Source organism: Dermatophilus congolensis, from assembly GCF_900447215.1.
Taxonomy (GTDB): domain Bacteria; phylum Actinomycetota; class Actinomycetes; order Actinomycetales; family Dermatophilaceae; genus Dermatophilus; species Dermatophilus congolensis_A.
On sequence record NZ_UFYA01000001.1, the window covers coordinates 581327 to 597518 of the forward strand.

Genomic DNA, 16192 nt, shown 5'->3' on the forward strand with positions numbered 1-16192 from the left:
GGAAAAATCAGGAAGTCAAAATGGCAAATAATGAAGCGAGCGAGATTCTCGCTGGCGTTGGTGGGGCAAACAATGTCGTAGGCCTCACACACTGTGCCACCCGCTTGCGGTTTCAGCTGGTGGACAGCTCTAAGGTAGACGCGGCTGCCTTGGAGCAACTCCCCGTGGTTATGGGTGCCGTGCCACAAACCGGTGATCGGTACCAGGTAGTTATTGGCGGCCACGTCGATAGCGTCTATAACCACATCATGGCCTTGCCAGGCATGGCTGAGGGTGGTAGCGGAAAGAAATCTTTCGAGGACGAGATGGCAGCGACCAAGGCTGCAGCTCGGGCTGGGGGGATTCGGGGGAAGTCCGCGGCAGTTGACTCCTTCTTCGAGTTCCTCTCTGATAGCTTCAGACCGATTATTGGCGCGTTGCTCGGCGCTTCGTTGTTCATCACATTCATGTCGTTGATGGCGACCTTGCAGGTTATTGGCAACTGGGCTGATCCGCGCGTGCAACTTGACGGTGGATGGCCATTCATTAACTTGATGTGGCAGGGTGTCTTCACCTTCCTGCCCTTGATGATCGCCTACAACGCTTCTAAAAAGCTGGGTGCGGATCCGTGGGTTGGATTCGGCATCATGGCTGTGTTGATGTTGCCAGCCTTTTCTGAAGGTCTCGGCAAGATGGCCGGCACAGCAACTGTGTTCGGGTCTGAGGTGAAGATCTTCTCTGTCTTTGGTTTGCCGTTGACGATCTTTAACTACGGCAGCTCAGTATTCCCTCCTCTTCTTATGGCTGCGGTGCTTGGCCCCTTATACAAGTGGTTGAAGAAGATCATTCCGACGAGCTTGCATCTGATCTTCGTCCCATTCCTAGCCATGCTTATTATGATCCCGCTTACTGCGTTCCTGATTGGTCCTATCGGGGTGTATGCAGGCGCGGCTATTGGGCAGGTTCTTAAGTCTATTAATGACTTCAACGCACTGATTTTTGCGATTGTCATTCCTTTGGCCTACCCGTTCATGGTGCCGTTGGGTTTGCACTGGCCTATTAACGCAATCATGCTTCTCAATATTCAGACCCTTGGGTATGACTTTATCCAGGGGCCGATGGGCGCATGGAACTTCGCCTGCTTTGGTGCCACGGCTGGGGTTTTGTTCTTGGCGGTTAAGAACAAAGAAGTTCAGATGCGCCAGACCGCTACGGGGGCTTTGGCTGCGGGTCTGTTAGGTGGTATTTCTGAGCCGAGCCTTTATGGAATTCACTTGCGTTATAAGCGCATCTACCCCCGAATGCTCATCGGATGTGGTCTAGGTGGTTTGGTCGTCGGTCTTGGTGGTGGTTTGCAAACGAAGGCATTCGTCTTCACTTCATTGCTCACTATCCCGGCGTTTGACAATGTGCTTCTATACACTATTGCTATTGCTGTTGCTTTCTTCACTGCAATGATTTTGGTCATTGTTGCGGACTACATGACTCCTGAAGAGCGTGCAGCTCAGCGTGCAGCACTTGCTGCTGAAGATGGAGTCGTCACTACGGAGGAAGAGAAACCAGCCGTTGCCGAGGTGATTGTTGGTGACCGGAAGAACATTCCTTCTCCGCTTCAGGGCGTTGTTAAGCCGTTGTCTTCTGTTTCTGATGATGCTTTCGCTATCGGCGCAGTTGGTCCTGGTGTGGCAATCGAAGTAACTGGTACAGAGGTCTTTGCGCCTGCTGATGGCACAGTGAGCTTCATCGCTCAGGGTGGGCAGGCTGTGGGAGTCCAACTTGAGAACGGTGTTGAGCTTCTTGTGCACGTCGGAACAGGAACTGCTTCTCTTGGCGGGCGAGGTTTCGAGGCCCACGTGAAGCGTGGAGACAAGGTCTTTGCTGGTCATAAGCTAGTTACCTTCGATCCCGCTGTCATCCGCGAGGCTGGGCATCCGCTGCTTTCGCCAGTGGTTGTTTCTAACCGCAACGAGTTCTCGCTCGTGGAGGGTGTTGCCAGTGGTGAGGTCAAAGTCGGTGATGAGCTGATCGTGGCTGTTGCTCAGGTGGTGACTGAACCGGCTGGTGCATGAGTTGAAGGTTTAACGCGCTAGTTATGGGGCTGTGTCAGGAGGTTTCTGACACAGCCCCTCTGCGTTGTATAGTTATTGTGGTGTGGAACTGCGCAGCAAGGTCTGTATGCACGAAGACGCACGCAGTGGTCCGTCGACCATGAGGGTAAGGCGTTCTAGAGTGGGATCACCATGTCAATGCACGCACCCGAAGCCGCCGCGCCTGTTGTACAGGACGCTGCGCCCCAGTCGCCGTCAGAAACTCCTAGCGTTAGTTCAGCGCCGTCAACTGAATTAAAGTTGACGAAACATAATGATTCTTTCGTGCATCTGCACAATCACACCGAGTATTCAATGCTTGATGGTGCTGCAAAGATTGACGATCTGTTTGCGGCAGCTAAAAAGATGGGCATGCCTGCTGTTGCTACAACAGATCATGGATATATTTTCGGCGCTTATGAGTTCTGGAAAAAATCAAAAAAGCACGATGTGCGGCCCGTTATTGGAATCGAAGCATATGTAACGCCGGGAACTCAACGCGCTGATAAAACACGTGTGAAGTTTGGTCCGGGTGGTCGTGATGATGTTTCAGGTTCAGGTGCCTACACCCATATGACTATGTGGGCGCCTACAAACGATTCTTTGCTTAATTTGTTTCGTATGTGCTCAATTGCCTCGATCGAGGGGCATTATTTCAAGCCGCGTATGGATCGGGATCTTCTGGAACAGTACGGCAAAGGAATTATTGCAACTACCGGCTGCCCTTCTGGGGAAGTTCAGACGAGGTTGCGTCTAGGGCAGTATGAGGAAGCAAAACAGGCCGCTAGTGACTTTCGAGATATTTTTGGTCCGGAAAACTATTTTTGTGAGTTAATGGATCATGGTCTAGACATTGAGCGACGTGTTCAGCGTGATCTTCTACGACTGGCAAGAGAACTGAATCTTCCTTTAGTTGCCACAAACGATCTGCACTACACGCATGCTGAAGATGCAAAAGCGCATGCTGCTCTTTTGTGTGTTCAATCTGGATCTACGCTTATGGATCCCAATCGCTTTAAATTTGATGCTGATGAGTTTTATCTAAAGTCTCCAGCACAGATGAGGCACTTGTGGCGTGAGTTGCCAGAAGCTTGCGATAACACTTTGGCTATTGCGGAAAGGTGCGAGGTTTCTTTCACTGAGGGGGAGGGGCGTTTTATGCCTAAGTATCCCTGTCCTCCAGGTGAAGACGAGACTAGTTGGTTTATTAAAGAGGTGGAAACGGGGCTACGTGAGCGCTTCCCAGACGGTGTCCCTGAGTATGCGCGCAAGCAAGCAGAATATGAAGAGGAAGTCATTATTGGAAAAGGTTACGCTGGATATTTTCTTGTCGTAGCTGACTATATTAAGTGGGCAAAGAATAACGGGATTCGCGTAGGGCCTGGGCGCGGTTCTGGTGCAGGATCTATGTGCGCATATGCAATGAAAATCACGGATCTGGACCCGTATGAGCATGGGCTTATTTTCGAGCGTTTTTTGAATCCTGAGCGCAAGTCGATGCCTGACTTCGATGTTGACTTCGATGATCGTCGTCGCCCTGAGGTTATTAAGTATGTAACCGAGAAGTATGGGACAGAACGAGTGGCAATGATCGTGACGTATGGCACGATCAAAGCCAAGCAAGCGGTTAAAGATGCTGGTCGCGTTATGGGATTTCCCTTTGCATTAGGGGAAAAGCTTACGAAGGCTATGCCGCCTGACATTATGGGAAAGGGCGTACCTCTGTCTGGGTTATATGATCCCGAACATAAGAGGTACGCAGAAGGTCAAGATTTCCGTGAGGTAGTAGAAGCAGACCCTAATGCGCAAGAAGTTGTAGAGACAGCTAGGGGAATTGAGGGGCTTAAGCGTCAATGGGGAGTGCACGCCGCTGGCGTCATTATGTCCTCTGAACCCCTTATCGACGTGATCCCGATTATGAAGCGGGAGCAGGACGGTCAAATCATTACCCAGTTTGATTACCCGACGTGCGAAACGTTGGGGCTGGTGAAGATGGACTTCCTCGGGCTGCGCAATCTTACGATTCTTGATGATGCACTTGAGAATGTGAAAATGAACCGCGGCGAAGAAGTTGATTTGGATGCTTTGCGGCGTGACCCAACGGATAAGGCTACTTATGATTTGTTGACTCGTGGCGATACGCTGGGAGTTTTTCAGTTTGACTCCACTGGTTATCGGTCTTTGTTGCGTCTAATGCGTCCGGACAACTTTGAAGATATTTCAGCTTTGGGTGCTCTTTATCGTCCTGGTCCCATGGGTGCAAACGCGCATACTAACTATGCCCTACGTAAAAATAAACAGCAGGAAGTTGAGTATCCTCACCCAGAGCTTGCTGAGGCTTTAGAGCCGATCCTTGGTGATACGTATGGCTTGATCATATATCAGGAGCAGGTTATGGCAATTGCTCAGCGTCTTGCCGGATACACGCTCGGTAGCGCTGATCTGCTTCGTCGGGCTATGGGTAAAAAGAAAAAAGAAGTCCTTGATGCGGAGTTCCCTGCTTTTGAGAAGGGGATGCTGGATTCGGGGTTTTCAAAAAAATCTATTCAGACTTTGTGGGATGTTCTAGTTCCTTTCTCGAACTATGCATTCAATAAGGCGCACTCTGCAGCCTACGGCGTAGTGTCTTATTGGACCGCTTATTTAAAAGCTCACTATCCTGCCGAGTATATGGCGGCTTTGTTGACGAGTGTTCGTGAAAATAAAGACAAGTCGGCTCTTTATTTGAATGAATGTCGACACATGGGAATTAAAGTTCTCCCTCCAGATGTGAATGCTTCTGTTGAGAAATTTGCTGCCGTCGGCGAAGATATCAGGTTCGGGTTATCTGCGATTCGCAACGTTGGTGGGCCTGTGGTGGAGGGGATCATTAACTCCAGGGAAGAGAAAGGGGAGTTCACATCTTTTAGTGACTTCTTAGGTAAAGTACCCTCAGTTGTTTGCAATAAGCGTACGGTTGAGTCGCTGATTAAATCTGGTGCTTTTGATTCGATGGGGAATGCTCGCTCTGGCCTTGTGTCTGTCCATGAGCAGTATGTAGATGCGCTAGTTGATGTCAAGCGTAAGGAAGCAGTGGGGCAGGATTCCTTGTTCGGTGCCTTCGGAGACGAGGCCGACGAGTCAGTGGGGATGATGAGTGCCCTGCCTGCTATCCCTGACAAAGAGTGGGATAAAAAAACACTTTTGTCTTTCGAGCGGGAAATGCTCGGTCTGTATGTTTCAGATCATCCGCTATATGGGCTTGAGCATATTCTTGCAAAACATGCCGATACGTCGATTGCTTCTCTTTTGGTTGAAGAAGGCGGGAGGGGCGATGGGGCAACGGTCACGATTGCCGGTCTTATTACGAACCTTTCGCTTAAGCGTACAAAAAATGGCGATTTGTGGGCAATTGTTCAATTAGAAGACCTCGATGGAGGGATCGATTGCCTTTTCTTCCCGAAGACTTATCAAACAGTGTCGACTATGTTGGCGACTGATGTTGTTTGTGCTGTTCGTGGTCGAGTAAATCGACGTGATGATCAAGTTTCGATTTATGCACAGGATCTGATTATTCCGGATTTGACGGATGGTGGTGCTCGCGGTCCGGTGATGGTTTCGATTCCCCTTGCGCGTGCAACTGTGGAAATGGCAAACAAGCTGAAAGCTGTTTTGAGTGAGCATCCTGGAGGCACGGAAGTTCACGTTCGTTTGACGCAGCCGGGTCGTTCGGTGGTGATGCGTCTCGATGACACATTGCGCGTAGAGGCTACTCCTGCGTTGTTTGGTGATTTGAAGGCTTTGCTTGGGCCTTCTTGTCTTGGGTAGTTAAGAAGCTGCTTCGCCTCTGCTTACTTCTGGGGTTGTGTCATCCAGGACAGTGGCCACGCTGCGCGCCAATTGTCCTTGTTGAGCGACTGCTTGCCGGATGTTTGTATTGGGCTGAGTAGGCCGGGGCACAGTATTTGTTGAGGTTTTCCACCATCCTCGTGCCCGTCCTAACGCGGGTACGAGGATGGTGGTGAAGTAGGTTCGCCAGTCGAATCCGTGGAGATCGACTGCTGTTCCTCCGTTGGTGCGGTATTCGGCGAGTAAAACGCTGGTTACGGCCGCGTTGAACGCAGTAGAACTGTCGAGGTAGGGCCCAAAGGTTTCGTGATGCCGAAGATTGGTGGCCAGGTCAGCCCGTGTTGGTTTAGGTGCGCCGAAAAGACGGTTGCGCAGTTCGTTGCCAGTTTTTCTAAGTTGCTCTGTGAATTGTTGGCGACGTGTGGTCGGGGCAGGATCGGCGGCTTCAGTGTGTTCTTTTGGCCGACCGTGGGCTTGCAGCGCGGCATCCAGGTGTGTGAGAAGGGCGTCTAAACGCAGTGGTGCTGTTGTGCTAGTGGATTGGTGAAGATAGCGGGCTCTTCCTGGGCGTCCTGGTAGAGAGGCAGCTGCTCGGATGATGTCAACGACAGCGTCGACAGGGACGATGTCGAAGGTGGCTGTTGCGGGTGCTGGTTTCTCTTCTATGTCGCCGTGTATGTATGCCTTGATAAGTGGTTCGAGGGCGGTGGTGCCGCGGAACCATCCGGGGTGTGGGTGTACGGCAGCGCTGGCAAGCATGCTTGGGCGGACGATGGTGAGTTGGTTCCCTGCTCCTGCCCAGAGGTCTTCGGCTACGCGTTCTCCAAGCGCTTTTGTGTAGGTGTAGGCGTCTACCCAGCCTTCGCGGCGAGCGTAGGCACGTCCTGCCTGTGGGTCGCAGGCAAGGTCAGGTTTGCCGGCGATGTGCGTAATTTCTTCGCGCCAACGCAGGTCGTGGCGAACGGGCCCTTCGTAGGCGAGGGCTGTACGTCCTGCTTGGGTGTACGCGGATGAGATGTGGATGACATGCGGGGTTGCCCCGGTTGTTGCGAGTGCCCGATAGAGAGATTCGGTGCTTGCGACGTTAGCTTCGATGAGTGGGCCAAGAGGGTGTTCGAGGTGTGTGTCAGCGGCTGCGTGGATAACGAGGTCGATGTTTGTTGGAAGGGGTAGGTAACGAGGTGTGCGGGGGTCTATGTCGCGCAGGCTGCCTGGTAGGAGGGTAATGCGTTCACGTAGGGGTGTACGGGCTGTGCGTAGAGCGTCAAAGGCAGAGGTTCGCAGAGTGGTGAGGAGGCGTTCAGCGGCGGGCAGGTCGGCGTCGCGTACTAGAACTGAGATATGTGCGTCGCTTGTGCGGAGCCAGGATTCGAGTAGGGCGGTGCCTAGAAGTCCTGTGGCGCCGGTGATGAGCACGTGTGTGGGACGTGCTGGACCGTTGGTCACGGTGGCCTCTCTCGTGCGTGGTGGTGTTCGGTGCGTGGGGGCAGACTTCCAGTCGTCACGTGTGGTGCTTCGCTGAACCTGTTGTGTGATGCGCATGTGGTTGGCGGGCGTGACGAGTTGCGGTGGCTTGTTGCCCCCGGGTGCTGTTGCTGTGTTCTTCCCCCAGAGTTGATCTTATCGGGTGGTGGTGGGCGTGTTCATGCGGGTGTTGGGGAGAGGTCGTGGAAGGTGCTGGCGGGTTTGTAGAGTTAGGGCATGTCTGCATTGATGCCCCCTTGCCCTGTTCGTGGCGATCGTGTTCGTGTGGTGCACGGGGATGCTGTTGCTGATCCGTATGCATGGATGGCCAATGTGGAGGATGCTCGTGTTATTGAGCATGTAGAGGCTGAGAATGCGTATGCAGAATCGGTTATGGCTGATTTGGGTCCGTTGCGTGAATCGATTGTTTCGGAAATTCGTTCGCGTACGCAGGAAACTGACATGTCGGTTCCTGTGAGTTATCGGGGTTGGTGGTATTTCTCACGGACGGTTGAGGGCGGCCAATATGGAATTGCTTGTCGTGTTCCGGATGTTGATGGTGAGCGTCCTGAGGTAGGGGTAGAGACGTTGCCTGAAGAGCAAGTGCTACTTGATGGCAATGTTGAGGCCGGGGATGCGGAGTTTTTCACTGTTGGTTCGCAGGTTGTGAGCTCTTCGGGTGAGTTGTACGCGTATTTGGTGGATTTGACGGGCGATGAGCGTTTTGATCTGCGGATTCGTCGTATTTGTGATGGCCAGGTGGTTGATGATGTGGTCCGTGGGGTGGGGTATGGGCTGGTGTGGTCCAGCGATGACCGGTTTGTGTTTTACACGCGGGTGGATGATGCGTGGCGTCCGTGTGAGGTGTGGCGTCACGAGGTGGGGTCTTCTGCTGAGAATGATGTACGTGTTTTTGTGGAAGAAGATGAGCGTTTTTGGGTGGGAATTAGCGATTCGTCGGATGAGCGTTTTCTTGTGATTTCTTCGGGATCGAAGAATACGAGTGAGACGCATTTGCTGGAGTTGGGTGACCCGTGTGGTGATTTGAGGTGCGTTGCTCCACGTATTGAAGGTGTGGAGTATGACGTGGAGCCTGCGGGGGACGTCATGTTTGTTACGCATAATGCGAACAATGCTGACTTTGAGGTGGCGTTTGCTCCGGTGGAATCGTCTTCACGGGAGGATTGGGTGAGGTGGTTGGAGCCTGCCAAGGATGAGCGGGTTGTTGGGGTGAGTGCGTTTGCGCGTGATGTGGTGGTGGCGGTGCGCTCAGGTGGATTTACGCAGTTGAGGGTGGTGCGCCGGTTGGGTGTTCTCGATGGTATAGAGGCTCCGGCTGGGCAGGAGTCATGGTTGCCTGGAGCGTGGCGGAGTGATCCGTGGCAGATTCCTACGGACGAGGTTTCGCATACGATTGGTTTGTGGTCTAACCCGGATTACGAAACGTCTGAGTTGTTGTATTCCTATGAAACGCTTGTGACGCCACCGAGTGTTGTTTCGTTGGATCTTGGGTCGCGTCATCGGGTGACGTTGAAGACCAGGCCTGTTCTTGGTGGTTTTGATCAGGCGGATTATGTGAGTCGTTCAGTGATGGCTGTGGCAGCTGATGGTACGCAGGTGCCGATGTCGTTGGTTGCGCGAGCGGATACTCCGTTGGATGGCACGGCTCCAGGGGTTTTGTATGCCTATGGTGCGTATGAAGTGAGTTTGGATCCGTGGTTTTCTGTGCCGCGTTTGTCCTTGTTGGATCGTGGGGTGGTGTGGGCTGTTGCTCACGTGCGTGGTGGCGGTGAGTTGGGACGTTCTTGGTATGAGCAGGGGCGGCTTTGCAACAAGGCGAATACGTTCTCTGATGTAGTGGCGTGTGCGGATGCTTTGGTTGAGGGTGGGTTTGTTGCTCCGGGTCGTTTGGCTTTGGAAGGTGGGTCTGCAGGTGGTTTGACGGTGGGGGCTGCGGTGAATTTGGCTCCGGAGAAGTTTGCTGTGGTGCATGCGGCGGTTCCGTTTGTGGATGCGCTTAATACGATTCTTGATCCCTCATTGCCGTTGACGGTGACGGAGTGGGAGGAGTGGGGGAACCCTCTGCATGATGCGGATGTGTATGCCTATATGAAGGCATATACCCCTTATGAAAATGTGCGGCCTGTGTGTTATCCGGCTGTGTTGGCGACGACGAGTTTGAATGACACGAGGGTTTCGTTTGCTGAGCCGGCGAAGTGGGTGGCCCGGTTGCGTGAGGTGGCGACGAATGGGCAGGACCGCCCGATTCTTCTTGTGACTGAGATGGTGGCAGGTCATGGGGGGCGTAGTGGTCGCTATAAGGCGTGGGAGCAGTATGCGCGTGAGGAGTCGTTTGTTTTGGCGCAGTTGGGGGCTACTGAGCGCGTAGCGCGTGGGTAGGTAGTTCCACTCTAGGTACCCGCTATCGAAAGCAGGTGAAGTCGTGAGCAGCGACAACAAGAAGCCCACCGAAGTGAGCCTCGAAGATGTTCGGAGTGAAGACAGGGCTCCAGTGGCTACAAAACCGGTAGGGCATGACGGAGCTCGTGTCGATGTTGCGGAGCGTAGAGCTTGGTCTATTGACGGATTTGTTGCTCTCTTCGTCGGCTTGGCGCTTATCGTCGGTGGAGCTGCGATGGCTGTAGTTTTTGTGACTTCTGCTGATTCGGGGGAGCCGTTCGCACTAGCAGGGCTACTGGCACTGCTAGTGCTTGCATTGGGAGCGCTGGCACTGTCGTCTTTGACTATCGTGTCACCAGGTCAGACGAGGGTTGTGCAATTTTTTGGTCGTTATGTAGGTACGTTGCGCACTCCCGGTCTTTTGATGGCGCTGCCATTGACCTCGAAGCGGTTGATATCCGTGCGAGTGCATAACTTCGAGACGAATTTCATCAAGGTCAACGATTCAGGTGGCAACCCTGTTGAGGTTGGGGCGATTGTGGTGTGGCAGGTTGCTGATACTGCGCGGGCGACGTTTGCTGTGGAGGACTATGAGTCTTTCGTGCGTACGCAAGCTGAGTCTGCGTTGCGTCACGTAACGGGCAGTCATCCTTATGACGATTATGACGGTTCTGGAACATCGCTTCGTGGTTCGACAGATGTAATTTCCGAACAGTTGGCTTACGAAGTAGCAGAGCGAGTTTCTCTGGCTGGTATTGAAATCATTGAGGTTCGTATTTCGCACTTGGCGTATGCGCCGGAGATCGCTCAAGCGATGTTGCAACGTCAGCAAGCGGGGGCTGTAGTGGCTGCGCGTGCGCAGATTGTTGAAGGAGCTGTGGGAATGGTTGAGATGGCGCTTGCGAAGTTGGAGGCGGAGTCCATTGTGGAGCTGGATGATGAACGTAAAGCTGCGATGGTCAGTAATTTGCTTGTGGTGTTGTGCGGTGAGAAGTCTGTGACACCTGTAGTTAATTCGGGATCGTTGTACAGCTGAGATGGCTGTGGAAAAAGGGGTTGAGGAGGGCGCGGTAGATGAGGATTCCGCGCCTTCTGATGGTAGTCGGCGGGTTGAGCGTAAGAAGATTTTGTTGCGTCTTGACCCGGCGGTGCATGAGGCCTTGGCGAAGTGGGCGAATGATGAGCTTCGCAGTGTTAATGCTCATATCGAGTTTGTGCTGAGACGGGCTCTGCGTGAGGAGGGGCGAGCGCCGAAAGATGCTGCTCCTATGCGTAAGCGTGGCCGTCCGAGAAAGTAGATGTGAGGTTGGTCGGTGGCTGCATTTTTGTCGTTTTGATTGTCAGAGAGCCCTTTTAGACTGGCTGCTGTCATTTTCTGGGTTTGATGTTCATTCGTGAATGTTGGTGCCAGGGAGTCTCGTGGTTGGCTCTGAAATCTGTCTTCGTGTTTATTCGGGGAATATCTGTGTCGCAGGTGTGATTGACGCATCCTGCGCTTTGGGTTTGTTGGGCATTGCGCGCAGTGAGAGTTTCTGCGGCGTTGCCGTGTGTTTTGCCTGCGAGAATGTGGAGACGGCCGAGAGTAAGGGAGATCGGGATGTTTGAGACCACCGCGCAGTTCGTGGGGGCATCGTCCGGTCCCTGTGTAGTCGATTTCGGTAAGAGCCGGTTAGTGAATAGTTCTGCGTTTGGCCTGATGCGTGATGTTGCAAGGGTCATGTTGCTGTCGTTGGAGATGCTGTCTGCTGTTGTGCGTGTGGTTCAGGTGAACCCGCGGGTGGGGGAGATCTCTAATGCCAAAGGTGCTCACTGATCTGGGCGCCGCGGGTGGGCGCATTGCGATGGCGGATCAGGGGGTTTTGTTGTCTACGGGGCGTTCTTCGGCGGTGGTGGCGTGGGCGCAGAGGGGGATTGCTGAGGTTGGAGTAGCTTCAGTTGAGGGGTGGACGTTGCTTTCTCCTGCGGGACCTAGCCGGGTTCGTTTTCCGTATGACGACCCAGTGCGGGCGTTGGCGGGGCGTCCAGTGAGCATGGGGATGCGGCCGGCTATCGGGATTTTTCGTGTGGGGCAGCAAACAGCGGTGACCCTGCATCCTCGTGGTTTTCGTCGTGAGGTGAGATGGATTATTTGGACGCCGGGGGAGGGGATCGTGCCGCCTGCGGGGCTGTTGGAGGCAGATATTGCGGATGTGGTTGCTTCTTCTGGGCTGCCTCAGTCTCGTCAGGCGCATGCGTCAGCTGTTTTGCACCGGGTTTTGGTGGATGGTGGTGGTGTCGCTGCGGAGGTTGTGGATGCTGTGTTTGAAACGTTGGCTTTGCCGGGGGTGGAGCTGTTTTCTGAGCACGGTGATGTGAGGGCGTTGCCTGGAGTGCGGGTGGTTGCTCCGCGTGAGAAATATGCGCGAGAGTTCGAGAAAGTTGTGGATGAGCTGGTTCGAGAGCGTGGTGTTGAGGAGGGGACTAAGGAATGAGTCCTGTTGTTGCGGTGCTGGAGTATGGAGTTGGCGATGTTCGACCAGTTGCTGCTGTGCTTGAGCGTGTGGGGGCAAGGGTAGTTGTGACTTCGGATCGGTGTGAGTGTCAGGATGCTGATGGGCTTGTGGTGTCAGGTTTTGGTGATTTCCGTGTGTGTATGGAGAAGTTGTCTGCGGTTTTTGGGCCACAGGTGATTGAGACTCGGTTGTGTGGTGGGCGGTCGGTTCTGGGGATTGGCCTAGGGATGCAGGTGATGTTTGAAGGTGTGGTGGATGCGTTAGGGGGTGAGGTTGCTGGTTTGGGGGAGTGGCCTGAGGTTCTGGAGCCGGTGAAAGGAGAGGCGGTGCCGCAGGTTGGGTGGGTTGTGGTTGATGCGGCTGAGGGGTCGAAGTTGTTTGTTGGCGTGGGTGGGGAGCGTTTTTATTTCGAGCACGAGTATGCGGCGCATTCGTGGTCGCTGTGTCCGACGGGCTCGTTTGAGGTTGTGAGGCCGTTGGTGTCGTGGTCGGATTATGGCTGTCGTTTTGTTGCTGCGGTGGAGAACGGCCCGTTGGTGGCTACACAGTTTTATCCCGAGAGTTCGGGTGCGGCAGGTGAAGTGGTGTTGCGGAATTGGGTTGGAACTTTGAAGCGGTAGATGGGTTGTGCTGGTCGTTGTGAGTCGCCAACATTGCAGTGGGGCGGGCAAGACCTAGATGGTCTTGCCCGCCCCACTGCAATGTTGGCGTTTGGTCAGATGATGATGTGAGCGAGGGCGAATCCGATGGTTACTGCATAGGTGATTGCCAGTACGCCGGGGATGAGGAATGGATGGTTGAAGACTGCTTTGCCGATGCGGGTGCTTCCGGTGTCGTCCATTTCGACTGCTGCGAGCAGGGTCGGGTAAGTCGGTAGAACGAAGAGAGCAGATACGGCGGGGAATGCTGCCACTGCTGCGCCGGGGGCTACGCCTAGGGCTAGAGCTGAGGGTATGAGTGCTTTGGCTGTGGCGGCTTGTGAGTAGAGAAGGGATGCGGCGAAGAAGAGAACTACTGCAAGTAGCCAGGGGTATTGGGTGAGTAGGGTTCCTGCAGCTCCTTTGATTGCGGCGGTGTGTGCGTGGACGAAAGTTGTTCCCAGCCATGCAACGCCGAGCACGCAGATGGAGGCGCTCATACCTGATTTAAAGGTTGATGCGTTGAGGACTTCACTGGCGGGGACTTTGCTGATGAGCACGATGGCCGCAGCGATTGTCAGCATAAAAGCGATGATGGCTTGGTCACGGGTCATCGGGGGGTTTTCAATGAGGCCGACTTTGTCAGAGATCGCAGTGGCGTAGCTCATGACGGCGATAAGGCCGATGAGGAAGATGAGGACTGATGTGCGGGCGTTGGGGGATGGTTCTTGGTTTTGGTGTTTGCGTGATTCGACGGTGCCTGCTGCAAGTCGTTCTTGATAGATCGGGTCTTTGTGAAGGGGACTGTTGGGGTTGAATTTGTCGATGAGCATCATTGTGAATGCGGTGAGCATGCATGCGATGAATGTGGATGGTATGGCTACGCCGAGTACTTGTAGGTAGCCGATTCCTTGTTTTTCGAGGGTGCTTGAGAAGAACACCACTGCCGCTGAGATGGGGGAGGCGGTGATGGCGATTTGGGAGGCGACCACGGCTACTGAGAGTGGGCGTGAGGGGCGGATGTCGTTTTCTTTAGCTACTTCGGTGATGACAGGCATGGTGGAGAAAGCTGTGTGCCCGGTGCCTGCCATGAGGGTCATGAGGTAGGTCACGACGGGGGCGAGGATGGTGAGGTGTTTGGGGTTTTTTCGGAGGAGTTTTTCGGCGAGGTTGACGAGGTAATCCATTCCGCCTGCTACTTGCATTGCTGCGATGGCGCAGATGACGGACATGATGATGGAGATCACGTCGAGTGGCATGTCGCCGGGGGATACGCCTAGGAGGGCTAGTGCGAGTACTCCTAGGCCGCCGACGAAACCGATGGCGATGCCGCCGAGTCTCGCGCCGAGGAGGATTGCGGTGAGGACGATTAAAAGGTGAATCCAGATCATCGAGCAGCCTGTGGGTCGGAGGGAGTCCCGTTTTCTGCGAGTTCGCGCAGGTCGCGGGGGCGCATGAGGTTTTCGCGTGAAAGTACGCGATCGAGCAAGTCTGCGTCCATGAGTTCTCGTTCGAGGACGATTTCGCGGACGCTTTTACCTGTTGCGGCGGCTTCTTTGCCGACGGCGTCACCGGCTGTGTGGCCGATGTAGTCGTTGAGGTAGGTAACCACGCCGATGGAGTTCGTGACGTATTCGTGGCATACGTCGGGGTTGGCGGTGATGCCTTGAATGCATTTGGTGCGCAGGGTAGTGCAGGCGTTTTTAAGTAGTGAGATGGACTCGAAGAGCGCTTGGGCAATGACAGGTTCCATGACGTTGAGTTGGAGTTGTCCGGCTTCTGCGGCGAGGGAGACGGTGAGGTCGTTGCCCATGACTTTGAAGCAGACCTGGTTAACGACTTCAGGTATGACGGGGTTCACTTTGGCGGGCATGATCGATGATCCTGCTTGCATTTCGGGCAGGTTGATTTCGTTGAGTCCTGCGCGGGGTCCGGAGGATAGGAGGCGTAGATCGTTGCAGATTTTGGAGAGTTTGACAGCAAGGCGTTTGAGTGCTGCGTGGGCCATGACGTAAGCCCCGCAGTCGCTGGTGGCTTCAATGAGGTTGGGGGCGGGGACGCAGGGGCGGCCGCTGACTCGAGCGAGGTTGACGAGGGCGAGGTTGGCGTATTCGGGGGGTGTGTTGAGTCCGGTTCCGATAGCTGTGGCACCGAGGTTCATTTCGAGTAGGAGGGTGCGGGCATTGTCGAGGTGGCGGAGTTCTTCTCCGAGGGTGACGGCGAAGGCAGTGAATTCTTGGCCGAGGGTCATGGGGACGGCGTCTTGAAGTTGAGTGCGTCCCATTTTGAGGATTTCGGTGAATTCGTCGCCTTTGTTGGCGAAGGTGGCGTTGAGTTCGCCCAGTGTGTCTGCTAGGTCGCCGAGCATGGTGTCGACGGCGAGGCGGAATCCGCAGGGGTATGCATCGTTGGTGGATTGGCTGCGGTTGACGTCATCGTTGGGGTTGACGATTTTGTAGCTTCCTTTGGGCTCACCGAGGTGTTCGAGGGCTAGGTTGGCGATGACTTCGTTGGTGTTCATGTTGAGGGATGTGCCGGCGCCGCCTTGGAATACGTCGATGGGGAATTGGTCCATGCAGCGGTTGTTGTCGAGCATTTGGTCGCAGGCCCAGATGATTGCGTCGGCGGTTTCGGGTTTGAGTGCTCCGAGGGTTTTGTTGGTCATTGCTGCGGCTTTTTTGACCATGACCATGCCGCGGATCATGGCGGGGGTGTCATTGATGGTGTGTCCGGAGATGGGGAAGTTTTCGATGGCTCTGGTGGCGTGGATGCCGTAGTAGGCGTTGGCGGGGACGTCTTTGCTTCCGAGTAGGTCGGTTTCGGTGCGGGTGGTGCTCATGTGTGTCTCCTTGTTTTGGTGTGTGGGATTCTGTTGTTGAAGGTGCGGTCTGGTGGTTTAAGCATGCTCTTTTGGTGATGTGGCCGGGCTTGTTTTGGGGGTGTATTAGCTGGATGTGAGGGGGTTATCAGGGCGGTGCTGGGGGTCACGTGGGAAGAGGTTGTTGAAGGTGGTAGGTCGGTGGGGTGATCTGGTCTTCGGTGGGGATTCTTGATAAGATGGTGAGTCGACCGGTCGGCCTGCGTATGCAAAGTCATTCATCTGTGAAAGATGTTGTGGTTTAGCGGTGTAGGTGGACATCAAGTGAGGCGCTCCCTGCTTCCACCTGTTTATCGCTTTTGCGTTCGGGTCACGGGTCTTCGACATTGATTTGTCGTGTGTCGGGTCTTTCGGGGACCTGAGTCTCGTGTTGGGTGATGCCTTTCGTGATGTCTGCGAGAGGCATTTTTTGTGTCCCAGGTGTCC

General features: G+C 54.3%; 11 protein-coding genes. 8 read left to right on the forward strand and 3 right to left on the reverse strand.

Annotated features, from left to right (window positions below; translation table 11 throughout):
- Window positions 1-20 precede the first annotated feature (20 nt).
- Both DXZ77_RS02485 and dnaE read left to right on the forward strand, forming a co-directional pair.
- Window positions 21-2048 (forward strand): glucose PTS transporter subunit IIA, encoded by a 2028-nt coding sequence (locus DXZ77_RS02485; protein ID WP_115029674.1) that lies wholly within the window; start codon window positions 21-23, stop codon window positions 2046-2048.
- 333 nt (window positions 2049-2381) lie between these two features.
- The gene (gene dnaE / locus DXZ77_RS02490) at window positions 2382-5873 is read left to right on the forward strand and encodes a DNA polymerase III subunit alpha (RefSeq protein WP_371667481.1); all 3492 of its coding nucleotides are present in this window, start codon (window positions 2382-2384) and stop codon (window positions 5871-5873) included.
- Here dnaE and DXZ77_RS02495 read toward each other — a convergent pair whose 3' ends face one another.
- On the reverse strand, window positions 5874-7340 hold the full coding sequence (locus DXZ77_RS02495; protein WP_181816000.1) for an SDR family oxidoreductase: 1467 nt from the start codon (window positions 7338-7340) through the stop codon (window positions 5874-5876).
- Between the two features lie 255 nt (window positions 7341-7595).
- Here DXZ77_RS02495 and DXZ77_RS02500 point away from each other — a divergent pair, with 255 nt between their 5' ends.
- The 6 genes from DXZ77_RS02500 to hisH all read left to right on the forward strand — a co-directional run bounded on the left by DXZ77_RS02500 (window position 7596) and on the right by hisH (window position 12870).
- Entirely contained in the window at window positions 7596-9758 is a 2163-nt protein-coding gene (locus tag DXZ77_RS02500) for a S9 family peptidase (protein ID WP_258553087.1), read from the forward strand.
- A gap of 43 nt (window positions 9759-9801) precedes the next feature.
- A complete protein-coding gene (locus DXZ77_RS02505) occupies window positions 9802-10794 on the forward strand; it encodes an SPFH domain-containing protein (protein WP_306746471.1) in 993 nt (330 codons plus the stop codon).
- 1 nt (window position 10795) lies between these two features.
- Window positions 10796-11056: a type II toxin-antitoxin system antitoxin gene (locus tag DXZ77_RS02510; protein ID WP_115029680.1), complete on the forward strand. Its 261-nt coding sequence runs from the start codon at window positions 10796-10798 to the stop codon at window positions 11054-11056.
- Between the two features lie 299 nt (window positions 11057-11355).
- A complete protein-coding gene (locus tag DXZ77_RS11665) occupies window positions 11356-11571 on the forward strand; it encodes a hypothetical protein (RefSeq protein ID WP_147279166.1) in 216 nt (71 codons plus the stop codon).
- A complete protein-coding gene (locus DXZ77_RS02525; RefSeq protein WP_147279167.1) occupies window positions 11552-12229 on the forward strand; it encodes a hypothetical protein in 678 nt (225 codons plus the stop codon). Before DXZ77_RS11665 ends, DXZ77_RS02525 begins: the two co-directional genes overlap by 20 nt.
- Entirely contained in the window at window positions 12226-12870 is a 645-nt protein-coding gene (gene hisH / locus DXZ77_RS02530) for an imidazole glycerol phosphate synthase subunit HisH (protein ID WP_115029687.1), read from the forward strand. The genes DXZ77_RS02525 and hisH overlap by 4 nt, the downstream gene beginning before the upstream one ends.
- A 95-nt stretch (window positions 12871-12965) precedes the next feature.
- On the opposite strand, the gene DXZ77_RS02535 is transcribed toward hisH, so the two are convergent.
- Together DXZ77_RS02535 and aspA are read right to left on the reverse strand one after the other, a co-directional pair.
- Complete coding sequence (locus DXZ77_RS02535; protein ID WP_115029689.1) at window positions 12966-14279, reverse strand: anaerobic C4-dicarboxylate transporter; 1314 nt, start codon at window positions 14277-14279, stop codon at window positions 12966-12968.
- Window positions 14276-15727, reverse strand: a complete 1452-nt coding sequence (aspA, locus tag DXZ77_RS02540) for an aspartate ammonia-lyase (RefSeq protein WP_115029690.1) — start codon at window positions 15725-15727, stop codon at window positions 14276-14278. Before aspA ends, DXZ77_RS02535 begins: the two co-directional genes overlap by 4 nt.
- Between the last annotated feature and the right edge of the window lie 465 nt (window positions 15728-16192).

Coding starts and splice junctions, on each gene's coding strand:
- DXZ77_RS11665 (WP_147279166.1), top strand. CDS start 11,356: ATGTTTGAGACCACCGCGCAGTTCGTGGGGGCATCGTCCGGTCCCTGT.
- DXZ77_RS02535 (WP_115029689.1), bottom strand. CDS start 14,279: ATGATCTGGATTCACCTTTTAATCGTCCTCACCGCAATCCTCCTCGGC.
- DXZ77_RS02500 (WP_258553087.1), top strand. CDS start 7,596: ATGTCTGCATTGATGCCCCCTTGCCCTGTTCGTGGCGATCGTGTTCGT.
- aspA (WP_115029690.1), bottom strand. CDS start 15,727: ATGAGCACCACCCGCACCGAAACCGACCTACTCGGAAGCAAAGACGTC.
- DXZ77_RS02510 (WP_115029680.1), top strand. CDS start 10,796: ATGGCTGTGGAAAAAGGGGTTGAGGAGGGCGCGGTAGATGAGGATTCC.
- hisH (WP_115029687.1), top strand. CDS start 12,226: ATGAGTCCTGTTGTTGCGGTGCTGGAGTATGGAGTTGGCGATGTTCGA.
- DXZ77_RS02525 (WP_147279167.1), top strand. CDS start 11,552: ATGCCAAAGGTGCTCACTGATCTGGGCGCCGCGGGTGGGCGCATTGCG.
- DXZ77_RS02485 (WP_115029674.1), top strand. CDS start 21: ATGGCAAATAATGAAGCGAGCGAGATTCTCGCTGGCGTTGGTGGGGCA.
- dnaE (WP_371667481.1), top strand. CDS start 2,382: ATGCTTGATGGTGCTGCAAAGATTGACGATCTGTTTGCGGCAGCTAAA.